Raw genomic sequence first — 14402 nt, 5'->3', positions numbered from 1 at the left:
CCGCGCACCCGATGCCGCACGGCCGCGACCCGGCCGTGCGGCTGGCTCCCACGCGAAAACCCCTGCTGAGAAAGGCAATCCGATGAGCAATCCCTTCGACGACGCAGACGCGCAGTTCTATGTGCTGGTCAATGAGGAGGCACAGCACTCGCTGTGGCCGGTGTTCGCCGCCATTCCCGGCGGCTGGACCATCGCGCACGGTCCCGCCGACCGGCAGCACTGTCTGGATTTCGTCGAGTCCCAGTGGACCGACATGCGTCCGCTCTCGTTGATCGAGGTCATGGCTGACAACGAATAGAGCTGAACGAATAGACCTGTCGGAAAAGACTTTTCCGAACAGTTGAAAGAAAGGAATCACCATGGACGGCGTAGACGTCAACGCCCTGATCGCCTCGCTGCTGGCGCTGCTCGGCAGCGGCTCCAGCCTCAACTACGACCCCAACGCTGCCTGAGCGCGTTTCACGGCAGATCGATCCGAAAGGAACACCCATGGATACCGGTAGCGGCATCGCCACCCTTTTCCAGGCCCTTGCCCACGTCCTGACCTCTGGTTCGTCGACGTCCGTCACCCCCGGCACGCCGACTCCCACCCCGGCCCCCACCACCTAGGAGGGGGCGATATGGACAGCGGCAGCGCAGTAGACAATTTCTTCAACACCCTGGCCCAGATGATCCTGACCGGATCCTCGGTCTCCTTCCCGCCCACCAGCGGCTCCGCGTAACCGCAACAGCCGCCGCGGGTCCACGACCACCCGCGGCGGCCCGCGCCGATCCCGAGCGCCCACGTGGCCCCGGCCGAGTTCAGCCCCGCAGTTCGATGGGCCCGCGGAGCTGGCGTGCCGCGGCGGCGGTCCAGCCGAGGTCGTAGTGGGCGCCCTCGGCCACGAAGCGGTCGCGCAGTTCGTACCAGCGCAGGCCGGGGTGGCGGTGGTGCACGCCGTGCAGACTGAAATTCAGCGCGAGGCGTTCGAGGGGTCGGCACAGGCGCAGGTTCATGGCCTCGAGCGGTGCGTCCAGGTCGGTGCCGTAGTGGTAGGCGTTGTCGGATACGGAGATGATCAGGGCGCGGCCGCCGAGGGCCGCCAGCAGCATCCAGGCGTGCTCGCCGTAGGCGAGGAGAGCCGCGGTGTGCAGTGCCACGATCGCGACCGCGTCGGTGCGGAATCGAGTGAGCTGCTCGGCCTGGGCGATGCGTTCGAACAGCGGCCCCGAGACCGAATCCGGCGCGTCCAGCCGCCGGGCCAGCCCGCGCAGCAGCGGCGCGGGCAAGGCGGCCAACAGCACCGCCGCGACCTCGAGCAGGTAGAGGCCACCGAACAGGCGCAGGTAGTAGCCGGGGGCGGCCTTGGCCCAACTGGATGTCGCGGGGTCGTAGATCTCCGTGCGCTCCCGGGTCCGGCTGTACCGGTGGTGCAGCAGATGCCCGGCCTTGAGCAGGGCGAACGGCGAGCCGTACAGCACCGCGAGCGCGCGTCCGCAGCCGTCGTTGCGCGCCCGGCGCTCCAGCAGCGTGCCGTGTACGGCCTCGTGGATCAGCGACCAGAACGGCGTGGTCAGCAGCATCGGAACCAGCAGCGTCCAACCCCAGGCCGGGTCGTGGGGCAGCAGTACCAGCGGCAGCACCACCAGCTGGAACAGTCCGAGGGCCGTCGCGATGCCGATCAACCAGCGATTGACGGCCCGCACCGGCCCCCGGGTGCCGCGAATCGTGCTACGGGTGCGCACCTCGGTCATACCGCCGCCCTCGTTCGCCTCGAGCCTCTACGCGCACATGGTGCCACCGTGCGCGCGACGCGGTCGAGGCCGAGACAGGCTGATGACCAGGAGCGTCCGAGCTATTCATCGAGTGTGCGAACGCGGTTCACCTCGTCCTCGCTCAGGCGACCCGCACGGCGCGGCGGATGGGCTCGCTGCGATACCGGGACAGGTCCCCGTCGATGTGCAGCAGCCGCCACAGGCGCTTGGTGACCGGGTTCATCAGTCCGAGTTCGGTTGCCAGCGAGCGCATATCCCCGAAGTAGTCGGACAGGATGCGCCGCGAATGCGGCGCCTGCCAGAAGGCTTCCTGGATCACCGAGCGGGGAATGTCGAACTTGCGGGCGAATTCCGGTGGCGGAGCCATGATCTCACCCGCCAGCCAGCGCATGGCCAGCGGGAAGGCGATGCCGCACACATTGCGGTACACCGCGTTCATGGCCGGGATATGTTCCTTCAGGAACTCGTTGGCGAAGGAGATGTGGCGCGCCTCCTCGGCGATATGGATCTCCATGCACCGGACCACCGCCGGCGGCAGTTTCGCGCCGTCCCGGATGATGGCCTTCTGATAATGGTCGATGGGCTCCTCGCCGCCCAGGATTCCGATGAACAGAATCGCCCAGGCATAGCCGCCGGCGACACCGATGAAGGGTGACAGCGCCCGGAAGATGGGTCGCATGCCGGGCACGTCCTCGCCGATGCGATTCACCAGCTCCTGGAACATCTGGATGTGGTTGCACTCCTCGGTCATCTCGTGGAGGCAGTAACGGAACTCGGGGGATCCGTTGGGCAGCTTCATGATGTACTGCATCATTCCGCGGATCAGCACGCTCTCGAAGGCCGCGCCGACCTTGATGGAATTGCTGATCCGCCAGCGCCCGATCTCGATCTGCCGTTCCATCGGCAGGTTCCGGTACCACTCGGTGGCCCCGAGCGGATCGACCTCCGGGGACAGCACCCAGCGGGGATCGTCGCGGTCGATGGCGAATTCCGGGGAGTCCCAGGCGATGTCGAGGTAGGGGTCGAAGTGCCGGTCCACCGATCCCTCCGACAGGGTGCGCAGCAGTTCGCCGTACTCACGGACCTCGGGGGTGGTGCCCGGTGCGGTGGAAAGTGTCATCGTCGCCTCCTGGTTGCCGCGCGGCGTGCCCGTGGTTCGGGAGGCACGCCGACCACGCCGGTGTGGTGCGGCTCTCTCCAAGATATGTGAGAACATGAGTTACATACAAGTACTCGATCTCATCGGGGTGACCCGCTCGGCTCATTGGCCGCGGCGAATTCGCATAAACATTTGCTGGCTAATAATGGGCAAATAATTTATCTGGAAAGACACGCCCTGACCTGCGCGAAAGTTCCCCGGAAATACGGTAGCGAATAGTTCTAGACATCGACACGAGGAGGGAAAGTCAATGGCTACGGACATTGCATCCGTCGAGCACCAGGGTTTCGCCATGCAGGCTATCGGCCGCAGGGGTGTGCGACCGGTCGTTCCCGTACCGATGCTGGACGATAACCCGATCGAACCCCAATCGATCGGCCTGTATTGGGACCGAGACGGCGATATCTGGCAGCGAGAGGACACGGGCTGGCGACTGATCCTCCAGAACGGAGTATCCGTCGATCCCATCTCGCTGTGGGGCTGGGAGGACGGCTGCGTCCGCGACTACGCGCCCTTCATTCCGGTGTCGTCCTTCGCGGCCGACGGTTAGTGGTGTTCACCGACCGTCGACGCGGTGGCCGGGCCGGATGACCCGGCCACCGCGCCGAACAGCGTCACCCGCATGAGGCGGATCACCCGGGCGGGCGGGCAGATCCGCGGGTCGTCGCCGAACACCCGGCCCAGATCCACCACCAGCCCGAAGGCGGCGTGCACCAGAATCCGCGCCTCGCTCTCGGACAGTTCCGGACGCACCGCCACCAGCAACCGCACCCATTCCGCCACGATGAGCCGCTGGATATTGCGCAGCACCGTCCGCTCCTCCGGCGATACGTGCCCGAACTCCGCGTAGTAGACGTAGGTCAGCTCACGTTCGGCGAACGAGCCGCCGACATAGAGGTCGATGAGTGTGGTCAGGGCTTCGGCGGGGCTCGACGAGGAAGCCGTCGCCGGGCCGATCGCCCCCGACACCCGATCGGCCGCCCGGCGGAAGGCGGCGGCGAGCAGATCGCTCTTGGAGCGGTAGTACCGGTACACCGCCGAGGCCGCCGACAGATCCGCGGCCGAGGCGATGTCCTCCATGCTCACGTTCGGGTACCCGCGCTCGTGGAACAGCTCCACCGCCTTGCGCAGCAGCAGTTCGTGTTTGAACGACTGCGGGATCTCCGCCGCCCGCATCGGTTCGACAGTGTCGGCGGGCGGCGGCAATTCGCAGTCGATCACCTGGTAGCAGGTCGAGAGCAGCAGTGCGGTAAGCGCTTTGGCGGGCATGGCGGCATGGTGATCGCCGATGCTGGTGATGATGCTGAACAGTGCGGCGGCCCGCACCGCGCGGTCGTGGCCGTCCAGCTCCGGCCGCACCTCGCCGATCAGGCCGCGCACGATCGCCACCGCCTCGGCGAACTGCTCGTTCAGCGTCGCGCGGTCGGTGTCGTCGAGGTAGCGGCCTTCCCACCGGGTCAGCGCCACGGTGGCGCGGTTGGCGATGGTGTCGGCGATGAGCGACTCCAGTACCCGGGTCAGCCGCTGGTGCGGCGTCCAGTCGGCGGCGTCCTCGGGGAGGGTGACCGCGGTGACGGTCAGCTGCCCCAGGCGCAGCAACTCCTCCCGGAACAGCGCGTACTTGCTCGGATAGTGCCGGTAGAGGGCGGCGGAGCTGATGCCGAGGCGGGCCGCGATGTCCTCCATGGAGACACCGTGATAGCCGAGCGAGCCGAAGGCGGCCGCCGAGGTGGCGGCGATCTGGGCGCGCCGGTTCTTGGGCCGTCGGCGGATCACGCGTTCGGGTGCGGCCGCGGAAGCGTCGTCGCGTTCGGCACGGGTCTTGCGACGCTCCTCTACGTTCATGTCGCCATGGTAGCGACCAGCGCCTTTGTCGCCGTGCAGGGTTGGTCTTCCGAATTGTGATCTCCTCGGCGCGAGCATTATTCGCCGTCGCGGCCGATCCGCCCCGTAGTCTGCATGGGCACGATCGCGAGGAACGGAGCCGCTATGCGCGGGGTGGAGGTGGAGCGCACTATTCCAGCGCCCATCACCGATGTGTTCGACTGGCTCACCGATGTCACCAACTTCCAGCGGGTGCCCTGGGTCAGACGGGTCACGCTGGTGCGGCCCGGCGACACCAACGGCAACGGGGTGGGCGCGGTGCGGCTGATCGTCACGCCGCTCATGCGGCTCACCGAGGAGATCGTCGAGTACACCCCGCCGACCCGGATGCGCTACCGCGTGCTCTCGTCCGTGCCGCGGCTGCGCACCCAGGACGGCAAGCTGGAGCTGTCCGAGCACGCCGAGGGCACGCTGGTGAACTGGTATTCCACCTTCGAGGTGGACAACCGGTGCCCGAAGCTGTCTACCCGCGCCTACCTGCCGCTGGTGCGTGGCGGATTCCATCTCGTACTGCGCACCGCCGCAAAGGAATTGCGCGGAGAGTAGGGCTACTCCGCGGGCACCAGCGTGCCCGCGAGGTGGTCGTGCGCCACCTGGCAGTGCAGTCGCACGCCGGTGACCAGCGTGTCGTCGTCGGCGTAGAAGTGCGGGTTGTGGTTCATGTACATGCCCCGACCGCCCGGGGTGGGGCGTGGGCAACCGGTGGCCGGGTCCAACTCGACGTCCTGCACCCCGAGGGTGACGTAGAGCCCGCCGTAGGTGTTGACGAATTCCGAGACGTCGTCGTAGCCGAGGGTCGGCGGGATCGGCAGTACGCGCTCCGCGCCCGCCACCCGCCGGAAGGTCGGCAGCGCCGGCTCCATCCATTCCCGGCGGTTGTCCACGGCGGGCACGTCCTGGAGGAATTCCACCGTCGACGCGCAGTTGTACGCCTGGGCGGTGTGGGTGGCGAGCGTGTCCAACCGCTTCCGCACCTCCGCCATATCCGCCTCGACCGTGCAGCGGATGGTGCCCCACAGCGTGACCGTCTGGCCCACGATATTGAACCGCCCCACATCCTCCACATGGCCGATGGTCACGGTGATCGGGTCGAAAGCGTTGACCTGCCGGTAGATCTGGCCGATGCCGGTGATGATCGCACCGGCGGCGGGCATGGGATCGATGCCCATCCACGGCGTGGACCCGTGCACCTGCTGTCCGGTGAGGACGATCTTCACCAGGCACGACGCACCGAATTGGTTGCCGACCCGGTATCCGATGCAGCCCTTGGGCAGCGGCACCACGTGGAAGCCGAACGCCATGGTGGGCACCGGATTCGCGAAGACGCCTTCGGCCAGCATCTCGCGGGCACCGCCCTTCTCCTCCGGCGGCGGCCCCTCCTCGGCGGGCTGGAAGACGAAAAGCACGGTGCCCGAAAGTTTTTCGCGAGCCTTGGCGAGTACGGTGGCCGCGCCCATGAGCATGGCGGTATGGCAGTCGTGCCCACAGGCGTGCGACACCGGAAACGGGCCACCCGGATAGTCCTCGTCCACCACCCGCGAGGCGAACGGCACCCCGCACTCATCCGGCACCGGCAGCGCGTCGATATCGGCGCGCAGGGCGACCACCCGATCGCCCGGCCGCCCACCCCGCAGCACACCCACCACGCCGTGCCCCGCGATACCGGTGCGCACCTCGTCGAGCCCCAGCGACCGCAGGTGATCGGCGATGAGCCGCGCGGTCTCACGCTCCCGATTGGACAGCTCCGGATGCTGATGCAGATGCTGCCGCCACCGCACCACCCGATCGGCCACCGCCGCCGCGGCGGCATCGAGTTCGGCGTAGATCCCGTCGGTCGTCATAGCGCCTCCGTTCACATGGGTAACCAGATGATAGCTACACCCGACGGTCGGAGCTGAGTAGTCGGTCAGGCATGCGGTGCCGCATCGGCGGAGAGCGCCTACTCCAGGGCGGCCAGGGCCATGCGGCGCAGGATGGGGCGGGCTCGGGAGGCCATGGTCGCGGGGGCGCTGTGCGGGGTGGAGTTGATGAGGCCGAAGGTGGCGTGTGCCTGGACGCGGGCGGCGGGTTCGGGGAGGTCGGGGTGCAGCTCGCGCAGGACGGCCACCCAGACCTCGACGTACTGGCGCTGGGTGCGGCGGACCTGGCGGCGCGCCGCTTCGGGCAGGTTCTCGAGGTCGCGGTCCTGGATGCGGATGAGCTCCGGGTCGCCGAAGGCGAAGTCGAGGTGGAAGTCGACCAGGGCGGTGAGCGCCGCGCGCGGGGTGGGGGCGTCGGCGACGACCGCGCGGCCGCCGTCGAGCAGGCGCTGGCTGATGCCGACCAGTAGCTCGACCAGCAGCGCCTCCTTGTTGGGGAAGTGGCGGTACACCGCGGGGCCGCTGATTCCCGCCGCCGCGCCGAGGTCGTCGAGCCGCATGCCCAGGAATCCGCGATCGGCGATCAGCCGGGCCCCGGCCTCCAGCAACTGCTGTCGCCGCTGGGCTTTGAGCTGCTCGCGACGGGTGAGAGTCACGGGTTCGGTGCTGCTCACCGCGCACTCCCTTCATCGGATCTGGACAACTCAGTTAGTGAAGATTATCTTATTTCTCAGTTATCGGCGATTAACTGATCGAACAGGATGACGTGATGACGGTGACCGAACGAGCCCGCGTGGACAACCGGTCCGCGCACTTGGCGCTGGTCGAGGACCTGCGGGCGCGGCTGGCGGCCAATGCGCTGGGCGGACCGGAGAAGGCGCGGGAGCGGCACCTGGCCCGCGGCAAACTGCTGCCCCGGCAGCGGGTGGATCAGCTGCTGGATCCGGGCTCGCCGTTCCTGGAGCTCGCCCCGCTCGCCGCCACCGGCATGTACGACGACGAATGCCCGGGCGCGGGCGTGATCGCGGGCATCGGCCGGGTATCCGGCCGGGAATGCGTGGTGGTCGCCAATGACGCGACCGTGAAGGGCGGCACCTACTACCCGCTCTCGGTGAAGAAGCACCTGCGCGCCCAGGAGGTCGCCGCGCAGAACCATCTGCCCTGCGTCTATCTGGTCGACTCCGGCGGCGCGTTCCTCCCCAAACAGGACGAGGTCTTCCCGGACCGCGAGCACTTCGGCCGCATCTTCTTCAACCAGGCCACCATGAGCGCCAAGGGCATCGCCCAGATCTCCGCGGTCATGGGCTCCTGCACCGCGGGCGGCGCGTACGTGCCCGCCATGAGCGATGAGACCGTCATCGTCCGCGAGCAGGGCACCATCTTCCTGGGCGGTCCGCCGCTGGTGAAGGCCGCCACCGGTGAGGTGGTGACCGCGGAGGAACTCGGTGGCGGCGAACTGCACTCCAAGATCTCCGGCGTCACCGACCATCTCGCGGAATCCGATCAGGACGCGCTGCGCATCGTCCGCGAGATCGTGGCGACCCTCGGCCCCAAGCACGCCACCCCGTGGGAGGTCGCGCCCACGGTGGACCCCATCGCGCCGCAGGATGAGCTGTACGACGTCGTCCCGACGGATCTGCGCACCCCGTACGACGTCCGGGAGGTCATCACCCGCATTGTCGACGGCGGCGAATTCTCCGAATTCAAGGCCGAATACGGCAAGACCCTGGTCACCGGCTTCGCCCGCATCCACGGCCACCCGGTGGGCATCGTGGCCAACAACGGCGTGCTGTTCGCCGAATCCGCGCTCAAGGGAGCGCATTTCATCGAGCTGTGCGACAAGCGCACCATTCCACTGGTGTTCCTGCAGAACATCACCGGCTTCATGGTGGGCCGCGACTACGAGGCGGGCGGCATCGCCAAGCACGGCGCGAAGATGGTGACCGCCGTGGCCTGCGCGCGGGTGCCGAAGCTGACCGTGGTGATCGGCGGTTCGTACGGCGCGGGCAACTACTCCATGTGCGGGCGGGCGTACTCGCCGCGCTTCCTGTGGATGTGGCCCAATGCCCGCATCTCCGTCATGGGCGGTGAGCAGGCCGCCTCGGTGCTGGCGACGGTGCGCGGCGATCAGCTCGACGGCAATGGTCAGCCCTGGTCGGAGGAGGATCAGGAGGCGTTCAAGGCCCCGATCCGCGCCCAGTACGAACACCAGGGCCATCCCTACTATTCGTCCGCGCGGCTCTGGGACGATGGCGTCATCGCTCCCGCCGATACCAGAACCGTGCTCGGCCTTGCCCTTTCGGTGTGCGGTCAGGCCCCCATCGAACCCGTTTCCTACGGCGTCTTCCGGATGTGACCACCATGATGAACACAGCCCACCCCGTCGCCTTCGACACCGTGCTGGTGGCCAACCGCGGCGAGATCGCGGTCCGGGTCATGCGCACGCTGCGGGCCATGGGAATTCGCTCGGTCGCGGTCTACAGCGACGCCGACGCCGACGCCCGCCACGTGCGCGAGGCGGATACGGCGGTGCGTCTCGGTCCGGCCCCCGCCCGTGAGTCCTACCTGGATATCGACAAAGTGGTGGACGCGGCCGTGCGCTCCGGCGCGCAGGCGGTCCATCCGGGATACGGCTTCCTGTCCGAGAATTCGGCCTTCGCGGCGGCGCTGGAGGCGGCCGGTATCGAATTCCTCGGACCGCCCGCCCGCGCCATCGAGATCATGGGCGACAAGATCGCGGCCAAGACCGCGGTCTCCGCCTTCGGGGTGCCGGTGGTCCCCGGCATCGCGCGGCCCGGCCTCACCGACGCCGAATTGATCGAGGCGGCAACCGATATCGGCTACCCGGTACTGGTGAAGCCCTCGGCGGGCGGCGGCGGCAAGGGTATGCGCCTGGTGACGGAGCCGGAGCAGCTGCCCGCCGCACTGGTCTCCGCCCGGCGCGAGGCCGGTGCCGCCTTCGGCGACGACACCCTGTTCCTGGAGCGCTTCGTCACCCGCCCCCGCCATATCGAGGTGCAGATCCTCGCCGACCGGTACGGCCACATCCTGCATCTGGGCGAACGCGAATGCAGCCTGCAACGACGGCACCAGAAGGTGATCGAGGAAGCGCCCTCGCCGCTGCTGGACGCCGCCACCCGCGCCCGCATCGGCGCGGCGGCCTGCGCCACCGCACGCAGCGTGGACTACGTCGGCGCGGGCACCGTCGAGTTCATCGTCTCCGCCGACAAGCCCGACGAGTTCTTCTTCATGGAGATGAACACCCGCCTCCAGGTCGAGCATCCGGTCACCGAAATGGTCACCGGCGTGGATCTGGTGGAATGCCAGGTGCGCATCGCGGCCGGGCAGAAGCTGTTCGTGAACCAGGACGACATCAAGCTGACCGGGCACGCCATCGAGGCGCGCGTCTACGCCGAGGATCCGGGCCGCGACTTCCTGCCCACCGGCGGTACGGTGCTGGCGCTCGCCGAACCGGACGGCACCGGCGTGCGGGTGGATTCGGGGCTGCGCGTCGGCACCGTGGTGGGCAGTGACTACGACCCCATGCTCTCGAAGGTCATCGCCCACGGCGGCGACCGCCGCGCCGCGCTGGCCAGACTCGATGCGGCCCTGGCGGATACGCAGGTGCTCGGGGTGCGCACCAATGTCGATTTCCTGCGCTTCCTGCTCGCCGACGCCGATGTGGTCGCGGGCGAGCTGGACACGGCGCTGCTGGACCGCCGGGCCGGTGACTTCGTGCCCGCGCCCGTGACCGACAGCCAGTTCATCGCCGCCGCCAGCTATCTGTGGCTGCGCCGCTGGCCGCGTGCGGCCGGTGACCTGTGGCCGCCCGCGGCCCGTGATCTGTGGGAGATCCCGTCCGGCTGGCGCATCGGCGGCACCGCTGCGACCGTGCTGCGGCTCAGCGGTGGCGATCGGACCGCGCACGTCTGTTTCACCGGTACGCCCGAGCGGGCCGAGGTCCGGGTGGAGGACGGCGAGAAGGTCACGCTCACGGCCGAACTCGACGGCACCCCGGCGGACGGCGGGCAGTGGCTCACTCTCGTCCTGGACGGGGTGCGCACCCGCCACCGGATCGCCGAGCGGCACGGCCACCTCTGGCTGGCCGACCGCACCGGCGTCGCGCAGCTGCGCGAGGTGGCCGAGGCCGACGTGCGCGGCGCGGTCGAACATGTCGGCGACGCCGAAATCCTCAGCCCCATGCCGGGTTCGGTCATCGCCGTGCCCGTCACCGCCGGCGCGGAGGTGACCGCCGGAACCACCGTCGTGGTGGTCGAGGCCATGAAGATGGAGCATTCGCTCACCGCCCCCATCGACGGCCGGGTCGAACTGCTGGTCGAGGCGGGCGATCAGGTGAAGGTAGATCAGCCGCTCGCGCGTGTGGTGCCCGCGGGCGAGTCAGTTTCGGAAGGACACAGCGCATGACCGACTTCCTCGCCACCGGATCGCTTCCGGACGAGTACCGCGACCTCGCGCACACCGTGCGGGATTTCGCCAACCAGGTGGTCGCACCCGTCGCGGCGAAACACGATGCCGAGCACAGCTTCCCGTACGAGGTTGTCGCGGGCATGGCCGAGATGGGCCTGTTCGGCCTGCCGTTCCCCGAGGAGTACGGCGGCATGGGTGGCGACTACTTCGCGCTGTGCCTGGCCCTCGAGGAACTCGGCAAGGTCGACCAGAGCGTCGCCATCACGCTGGAGGCCGGTGTCTCCCTGGGCGCCATGCCCGTCTACCGCTTCGGCAACGACAAGCAGAAGCAGGAGTGGCTGCCGCAGCTCACCAGCGGTCGCGCGCTGGCCGCCTTCGGGCTCACCGAACCGGGCGCGGGCAGCGACGCGGGCGGCACCCGCACCACCGCCGTACTCGACGGCGACGCCTGGGTGATCAACGGCTCCAAGCAGTTCATCACCAACTCCGGGACCGATATCACGCGGCTGGTCACGGTGACCGCGGTGACCGGTCAGGTGGAGGGCAAGAAGCGGATTTCCACCATTCTGGTGCCCACCGACACGCCGGGTTTCGTGGCCGAACCCGCGTACAACAAGGTCGGCTGGAACGCCTCCGACACCCATCCGCTGAGCTTCACCGATGTGCGGGTGCCCGCCGAGAACCTGCTCGGCGAGGAGGGTCGCGGTTACGCCAACTTCCTGCGCATTCTGGACGAGGGCCGGATCGCCATCGCGGCGCTGTCGGTCGGTGCGGCGCAGGGCTGCGTGGACGAGAGCGTGCGCTACGCCAAGGAGCGCGAGGCGTTCGGCCAGCGGATCGGCCGGAATCAGGCCATTGCCTTCAAGATCGCGCGCATGGAGGCCCGCGCGCACGCCGCTCGCACCGCCTACTACGACGCCGCCGCGCTCATGCTCGCCGGAAAACCGTTCAAGAAACAGGCTTCGATCGCGAAACTCGTCGCCAGCGAGGCCGCCATGGACAATGCCCGCGACGCCACCCAGATTTTCGGCGGCTACGGCTTCATGAACGAATATGCTGTGGCGCGGCACTATCGCGACAGCAAGATCCTGGAAATCGGTGAGGGCACCACGGAGGTGCAGTTGATGCTGATCGGGCGAGAGTTGGGATTGTGAGCGCCGAACCGAACGACGACATCCGCCGCGTCGTGCAGCGCGGCCTGTGGTTCGACGAGTTCGAGACCGGTGTGGTGTACGAGCATCGGCCGGGCCGCACCATTACCGAGGCCGACAATGTGCTGTTCACGACGCTGACCATGAACACGCAGGCGCTGCATCTGGACGCCGCGTTCGCCGACGCGCTGCCGCCCTTCCACCAGCGTCTGGTGAATTCCATGTTCACCTTGTCCACACTGGTTGGTTTGTCTGTCACGCAGTTGACGCAGGGCACCATTGTGGCCAACCTCGGCTTCTCCGATATCGCCTTTCCGAAACCGCTTTTCCACGGCGACACCCTGTACGCCGAAACCGTGGTCACCGACAAACGGGAATCCAAGAGCCGCCCAGGGGAGGGGATCGTGACCTTCGCGCATACCGGGCGGAATCAGCACGGCGATATCGTCGCCACCGCGGTCCGGAAGACACTGGTACGGAAGCAGACACCGGCATGAGCGGTCAGGCGCGGAGGAAGCAGTGGAGCGTCGCCACGCGGCGCTCCGTTCAGGCCCGAAGGGATACGGCATGAGCAATCCGGGGACCGGCTGGGAGATGGCGGGACCGGCGTGGCTGTTCTGCCCCGCCGATCGACCCGAGCGGTACGCCAAAGCCGCCGCCGCGGCCGATGTGGTGATCATCGACCTGGAGGACGGGGTCGCCGAGGCCGACAAGGCCGCGGCCCGAGAGGCGCTCATCGCGACACCGCTGGATCCGGACCGCACCGTCGTCCGGGTGAATGCCGCGGGCACGGTCGAGCACATGCTCGATCTCGTCGCCGTGGCCCGCACGGACTACCGACGTCTCATGCTGCCCAAATGCGAATCGGCGGAACAGATCACCACGCTCGCCGACTACGAGGTGATCGCGCTGGTGGAATCGCCGCTGGGGGCGTTGGCGGTGGGCCGGGCGGTCATGGCGCGCAACGCCATCGGCGTCATGTGGGGCGCGGAGGATCTGGTCGCGGGCCTGGGCGGCAATTCCAGCCGGCACGCCGACGGCAGTTACCGCGATGTGGCCCGGCATGTGCGCTCGCAGTCGCTGCTGGCGGCCAAGGCGTACGGCAAACTCGCGCTCGACTCGGTGTATCTCGATATTCCGGACCTCGATGGCCTCGCGGCGGAAGCGCTCGACGCGGTGGCCGTCGGTTTCGACGCCAAGGTCGCCATTCACCCGAGTCAGGTACCGGTGATCCGCCGCGCCTACGCGCCCACCGGCGCGGAGATCGACTGGGCGCGAAGGTTGCTCGCGGAGGTGCCGAATCACCGCGGAGTCTTCACCTTCGAGGGCAGGATGGTGGACGCACCCGTGCTCCGGCACGCCGAGCGCATCGTGCGCCGGGCACAGGGTGCCGACAGCGCGAACGTGGCGTCGTAGGAGGTAGTGGTGGAACCGCAGTGGGTGCCGAGCGAAGCGGATATCGCGTCGGCCAGAGTCACCGATTTCGCACGGTTCGTCGAACGTCGCGCGGGGGTGTCCGTACCGGACTACCGGGCGCTGTGGCAGTGGTCGGTCGACGACCTGCCGGGATTCTGGAAGTCGCTGTGGGAGTACTTCGACCTCGGTGATGCGCCGGGCGAGGTGCTGGCCTCAACGGATATGCCCGGGGCGCAATGGTTTCCGGACGTCCGGCTCAATTACGTCGATCAGGTGCTGCGGCAGGCGCGCACCGACCGGCCCGCCATCCTCGCGGTGAGCGAGGATGCCGAGATCGTCGAGATCTCCTGGACGGAACTGGTTTCCCGAACCGTCGCCTTCGCGCACACCCTGCGCGAACTGGGTGTCGGGCCGGGCGATCGAGTCGTCGGCTACCTGCCGAACATCCCCGAGGCGGTCATCGCCTTCCTGGCCACCGCCAGTCTGGGCGCGGTGTGGAGCGCCTGCGGGCAGGACTATTCGGCTCGCGCCGCGCTGGATCGGCTGGGGCAGCTGGAGCCGGTCGTGCTGGTGACCGCCGACGGCTACCGCTACGGCGGCAAGGAACACGACAAGTGCGAGGAGATCGAGGGGCTGCGCGGCGGGCTGCCCTCACTGCGGTCGACCGTGCTGGTATCGCGCCTGGGCCGCTCGGTGCCCGGGGCGCTGCCGTGGGACTCCATCGGGCTGGGACAGGCCGACGCCGACGCG

General features: G+C 68.3%; 14 protein-coding genes. 9 read left to right on the top strand and 5 right to left on the bottom strand.

Annotation, left to right across the window (positions count from 1 at the left end):
- The first annotated feature begins 82 nt into the window (after positions 1-82).
- A complete protein-coding gene (locus tag QJS31_RS14570) occupies positions 83-298 on the top strand; it encodes an MbtH family protein (RefSeq protein ID WP_282783298.1) in 216 nt (71 codons plus the stop codon).
- 503 nt (positions 299-801) lie between these two features.
- Here QJS31_RS14570 and QJS31_RS14565 read toward each other — a convergent pair.
- Together QJS31_RS14565 and QJS31_RS14560 are read right to left on the bottom strand one after the other, a co-directional pair.
- Positions 802-1734 (bottom strand): fatty acid desaturase, encoded by a 933-nt coding sequence (locus QJS31_RS14565; RefSeq protein ID WP_306356943.1) that lies wholly within the window; start codon positions 1732-1734, stop codon positions 802-804.
- A gap of 142 nt (positions 1735-1876) precedes the next feature.
- The gene (locus tag QJS31_RS14560; protein ID WP_282783294.1) at positions 1877-2875 is read right to left on the bottom strand and encodes a diiron oxygenase; all 999 of its coding nucleotides are present in this window, start codon (positions 2873-2875) and stop codon (positions 1877-1879) included.
- Between the two features lie 289 nt (positions 2876-3164).
- Here QJS31_RS14560 and QJS31_RS14555 point away from each other — a divergent pair, with 289 nt between their 5' ends.
- Positions 3165-3464: a hypothetical protein gene (locus QJS31_RS14555; RefSeq protein ID WP_115061467.1), complete on the top strand. Its 300-nt coding sequence runs from the start codon at positions 3165-3167 to the stop codon at positions 3462-3464.
- Here QJS31_RS14555 and QJS31_RS14550 read toward each other — a convergent pair.
- Positions 3461-4759: a TetR/AcrR family transcriptional regulator gene (locus QJS31_RS14550; protein WP_306356942.1), complete on the bottom strand. Its 1299-nt coding sequence runs from the start codon at positions 4757-4759 to the stop codon at positions 3461-3463. The two genes, QJS31_RS14555 and QJS31_RS14550, sit on opposite strands and share 4 nt — an antisense overlap.
- A gap of 144 nt (positions 4760-4903) precedes the next feature.
- On the opposite strand from QJS31_RS14550, the gene QJS31_RS14545 reads away from it, so the two are divergent.
- Complete coding sequence (locus QJS31_RS14545; RefSeq protein WP_282783693.1) at positions 4904-5344, top strand: SRPBCC family protein; 441 nt, start codon at positions 4904-4906, stop codon at positions 5342-5344.
- A gap of 2 nt (positions 5345-5346) precedes the next feature.
- Here the strand turns inward: QJS31_RS14545 and QJS31_RS14540 are convergent, their stop codons facing one another.
- Positions 5347-6639, bottom strand: coding sequence for a M20 family metallopeptidase (locus tag QJS31_RS14540; protein WP_306356941.1), 1293 nt, complete (start codon positions 6637-6639; stop codon positions 5347-5349).
- Positions 6640-6737: 98 nt separating this feature from the next.
- Positions 6738-7331 (bottom strand): TetR/AcrR family transcriptional regulator, encoded by a 594-nt coding sequence (locus tag QJS31_RS14535; protein WP_282783691.1) that lies wholly within the window; start codon positions 7329-7331, stop codon positions 6738-6740.
- Between the two features lie 95 nt (positions 7332-7426).
- Between QJS31_RS14535 and QJS31_RS14530 the strand changes: the two genes are divergently transcribed.
- The 6 genes from QJS31_RS14530 to QJS31_RS14505 all read left to right on the top strand — a co-directional run.
- Entirely contained in the window at positions 7427-9013 is a 1587-nt protein-coding gene (locus QJS31_RS14530; RefSeq protein WP_282783689.1) for a carboxyl transferase domain-containing protein, read from the top strand.
- 5 nt (positions 9014-9018) lie between these two features.
- The gene (locus tag QJS31_RS14525) at positions 9019-11082 is read left to right on the top strand and encodes a biotin carboxylase N-terminal domain-containing protein (protein ID WP_282783687.1); all 2064 of its coding nucleotides are present in this window, start codon (positions 9019-9021) and stop codon (positions 11080-11082) included.
- Entirely contained in the window at positions 11079-12239 is a 1161-nt protein-coding gene (locus QJS31_RS14520) for an acyl-CoA dehydrogenase family protein (RefSeq protein ID WP_282783685.1), read from the top strand. Before QJS31_RS14525 ends, QJS31_RS14520 begins: the two co-directional genes overlap by 4 nt.
- Positions 12236-12733 (top strand): MaoC family dehydratase, encoded by a 498-nt coding sequence (locus QJS31_RS14515; RefSeq protein ID WP_282783682.1) that lies wholly within the window; start codon positions 12236-12238, stop codon positions 12731-12733. Before QJS31_RS14520 ends, QJS31_RS14515 begins: the two co-directional genes overlap by 4 nt.
- 70 nt (positions 12734-12803) lie before the next feature.
- Positions 12804-13652: a CoA ester lyase gene (locus QJS31_RS14510; RefSeq protein ID WP_282783680.1), complete on the top strand. Its 849-nt coding sequence runs from the start codon at positions 12804-12806 to the stop codon at positions 13650-13652.
- Positions 13653-13658: 6 nt separating this feature from the next.
- Positions 13659-14402 (top strand): AMP-binding protein (locus QJS31_RS14505; protein WP_306356940.1); only part of this gene is annotated, 744 nt, incomplete at its 3' end.

Origin of the sequence: Nocardia sp. CC213A (assembly GCF_030766805.1) — a bacterium.
GTDB lineage: Bacteria > Actinomycetota > Actinomycetes > Mycobacteriales > Mycobacteriaceae > Nocardia > Nocardia otitidiscaviarum.
This window is presented reverse-complemented; position numbering and strand designations above follow the sequence as displayed.

Bases quoted from the DNA above. Each gene is read 5' to 3' on its own strand.
- QJS31_RS14545 (WP_282783693.1), top strand. From the start codon at position 4,904: ATGCGCGGGGTGGAGGTGGAGCGCACTATTCCAGCGCCCATCACCGAT.
- QJS31_RS14510 (WP_282783680.1), top strand. From the start codon at position 12,804: ATGAGCAATCCGGGGACCGGCTGGGAGATGGCGGGACCGGCGTGGCTG.
- QJS31_RS14540 (WP_306356941.1), bottom strand. From the start codon at position 6,639: ATGACGACCGACGGGATCTACGCCGAACTCGATGCCGCCGCGGCGGCG.
- QJS31_RS14570 (WP_282783298.1), top strand. From the start codon at position 83: ATGAGCAATCCCTTCGACGACGCAGACGCGCAGTTCTATGTGCTGGTC.
- QJS31_RS14530 (WP_282783689.1), top strand. From the start codon at position 7,427: ATGACGGTGACCGAACGAGCCCGCGTGGACAACCGGTCCGCGCACTTG.
- QJS31_RS14560 (WP_282783294.1), bottom strand. From the start codon at position 2,875: ATGACACTTTCCACCGCACCGGGCACCACCCCCGAGGTCCGTGAGTAC.
- QJS31_RS14525 (WP_282783687.1), top strand. From the start codon at position 9,019: ATGATGAACACAGCCCACCCCGTCGCCTTCGACACCGTGCTGGTGGCC.
- QJS31_RS14555 (WP_115061467.1), top strand. From the start codon at position 3,165: ATGGCTACGGACATTGCATCCGTCGAGCACCAGGGTTTCGCCATGCAG.
- QJS31_RS14565 (WP_306356943.1), bottom strand. From the start codon at position 1,734: ATGACCGAGGTGCGCACCCGTAGCACGATTCGCGGCACCCGGGGGCCG.
- QJS31_RS14520 (WP_282783685.1), top strand. From the start codon at position 11,079: ATGACCGACTTCCTCGCCACCGGATCGCTTCCGGACGAGTACCGCGAC.
- QJS31_RS14550 (WP_306356942.1), bottom strand. From the start codon at position 4,759: ATGAACGTAGAGGAGCGTCGCAAGACCCGTGCCGAACGCGACGACGCT.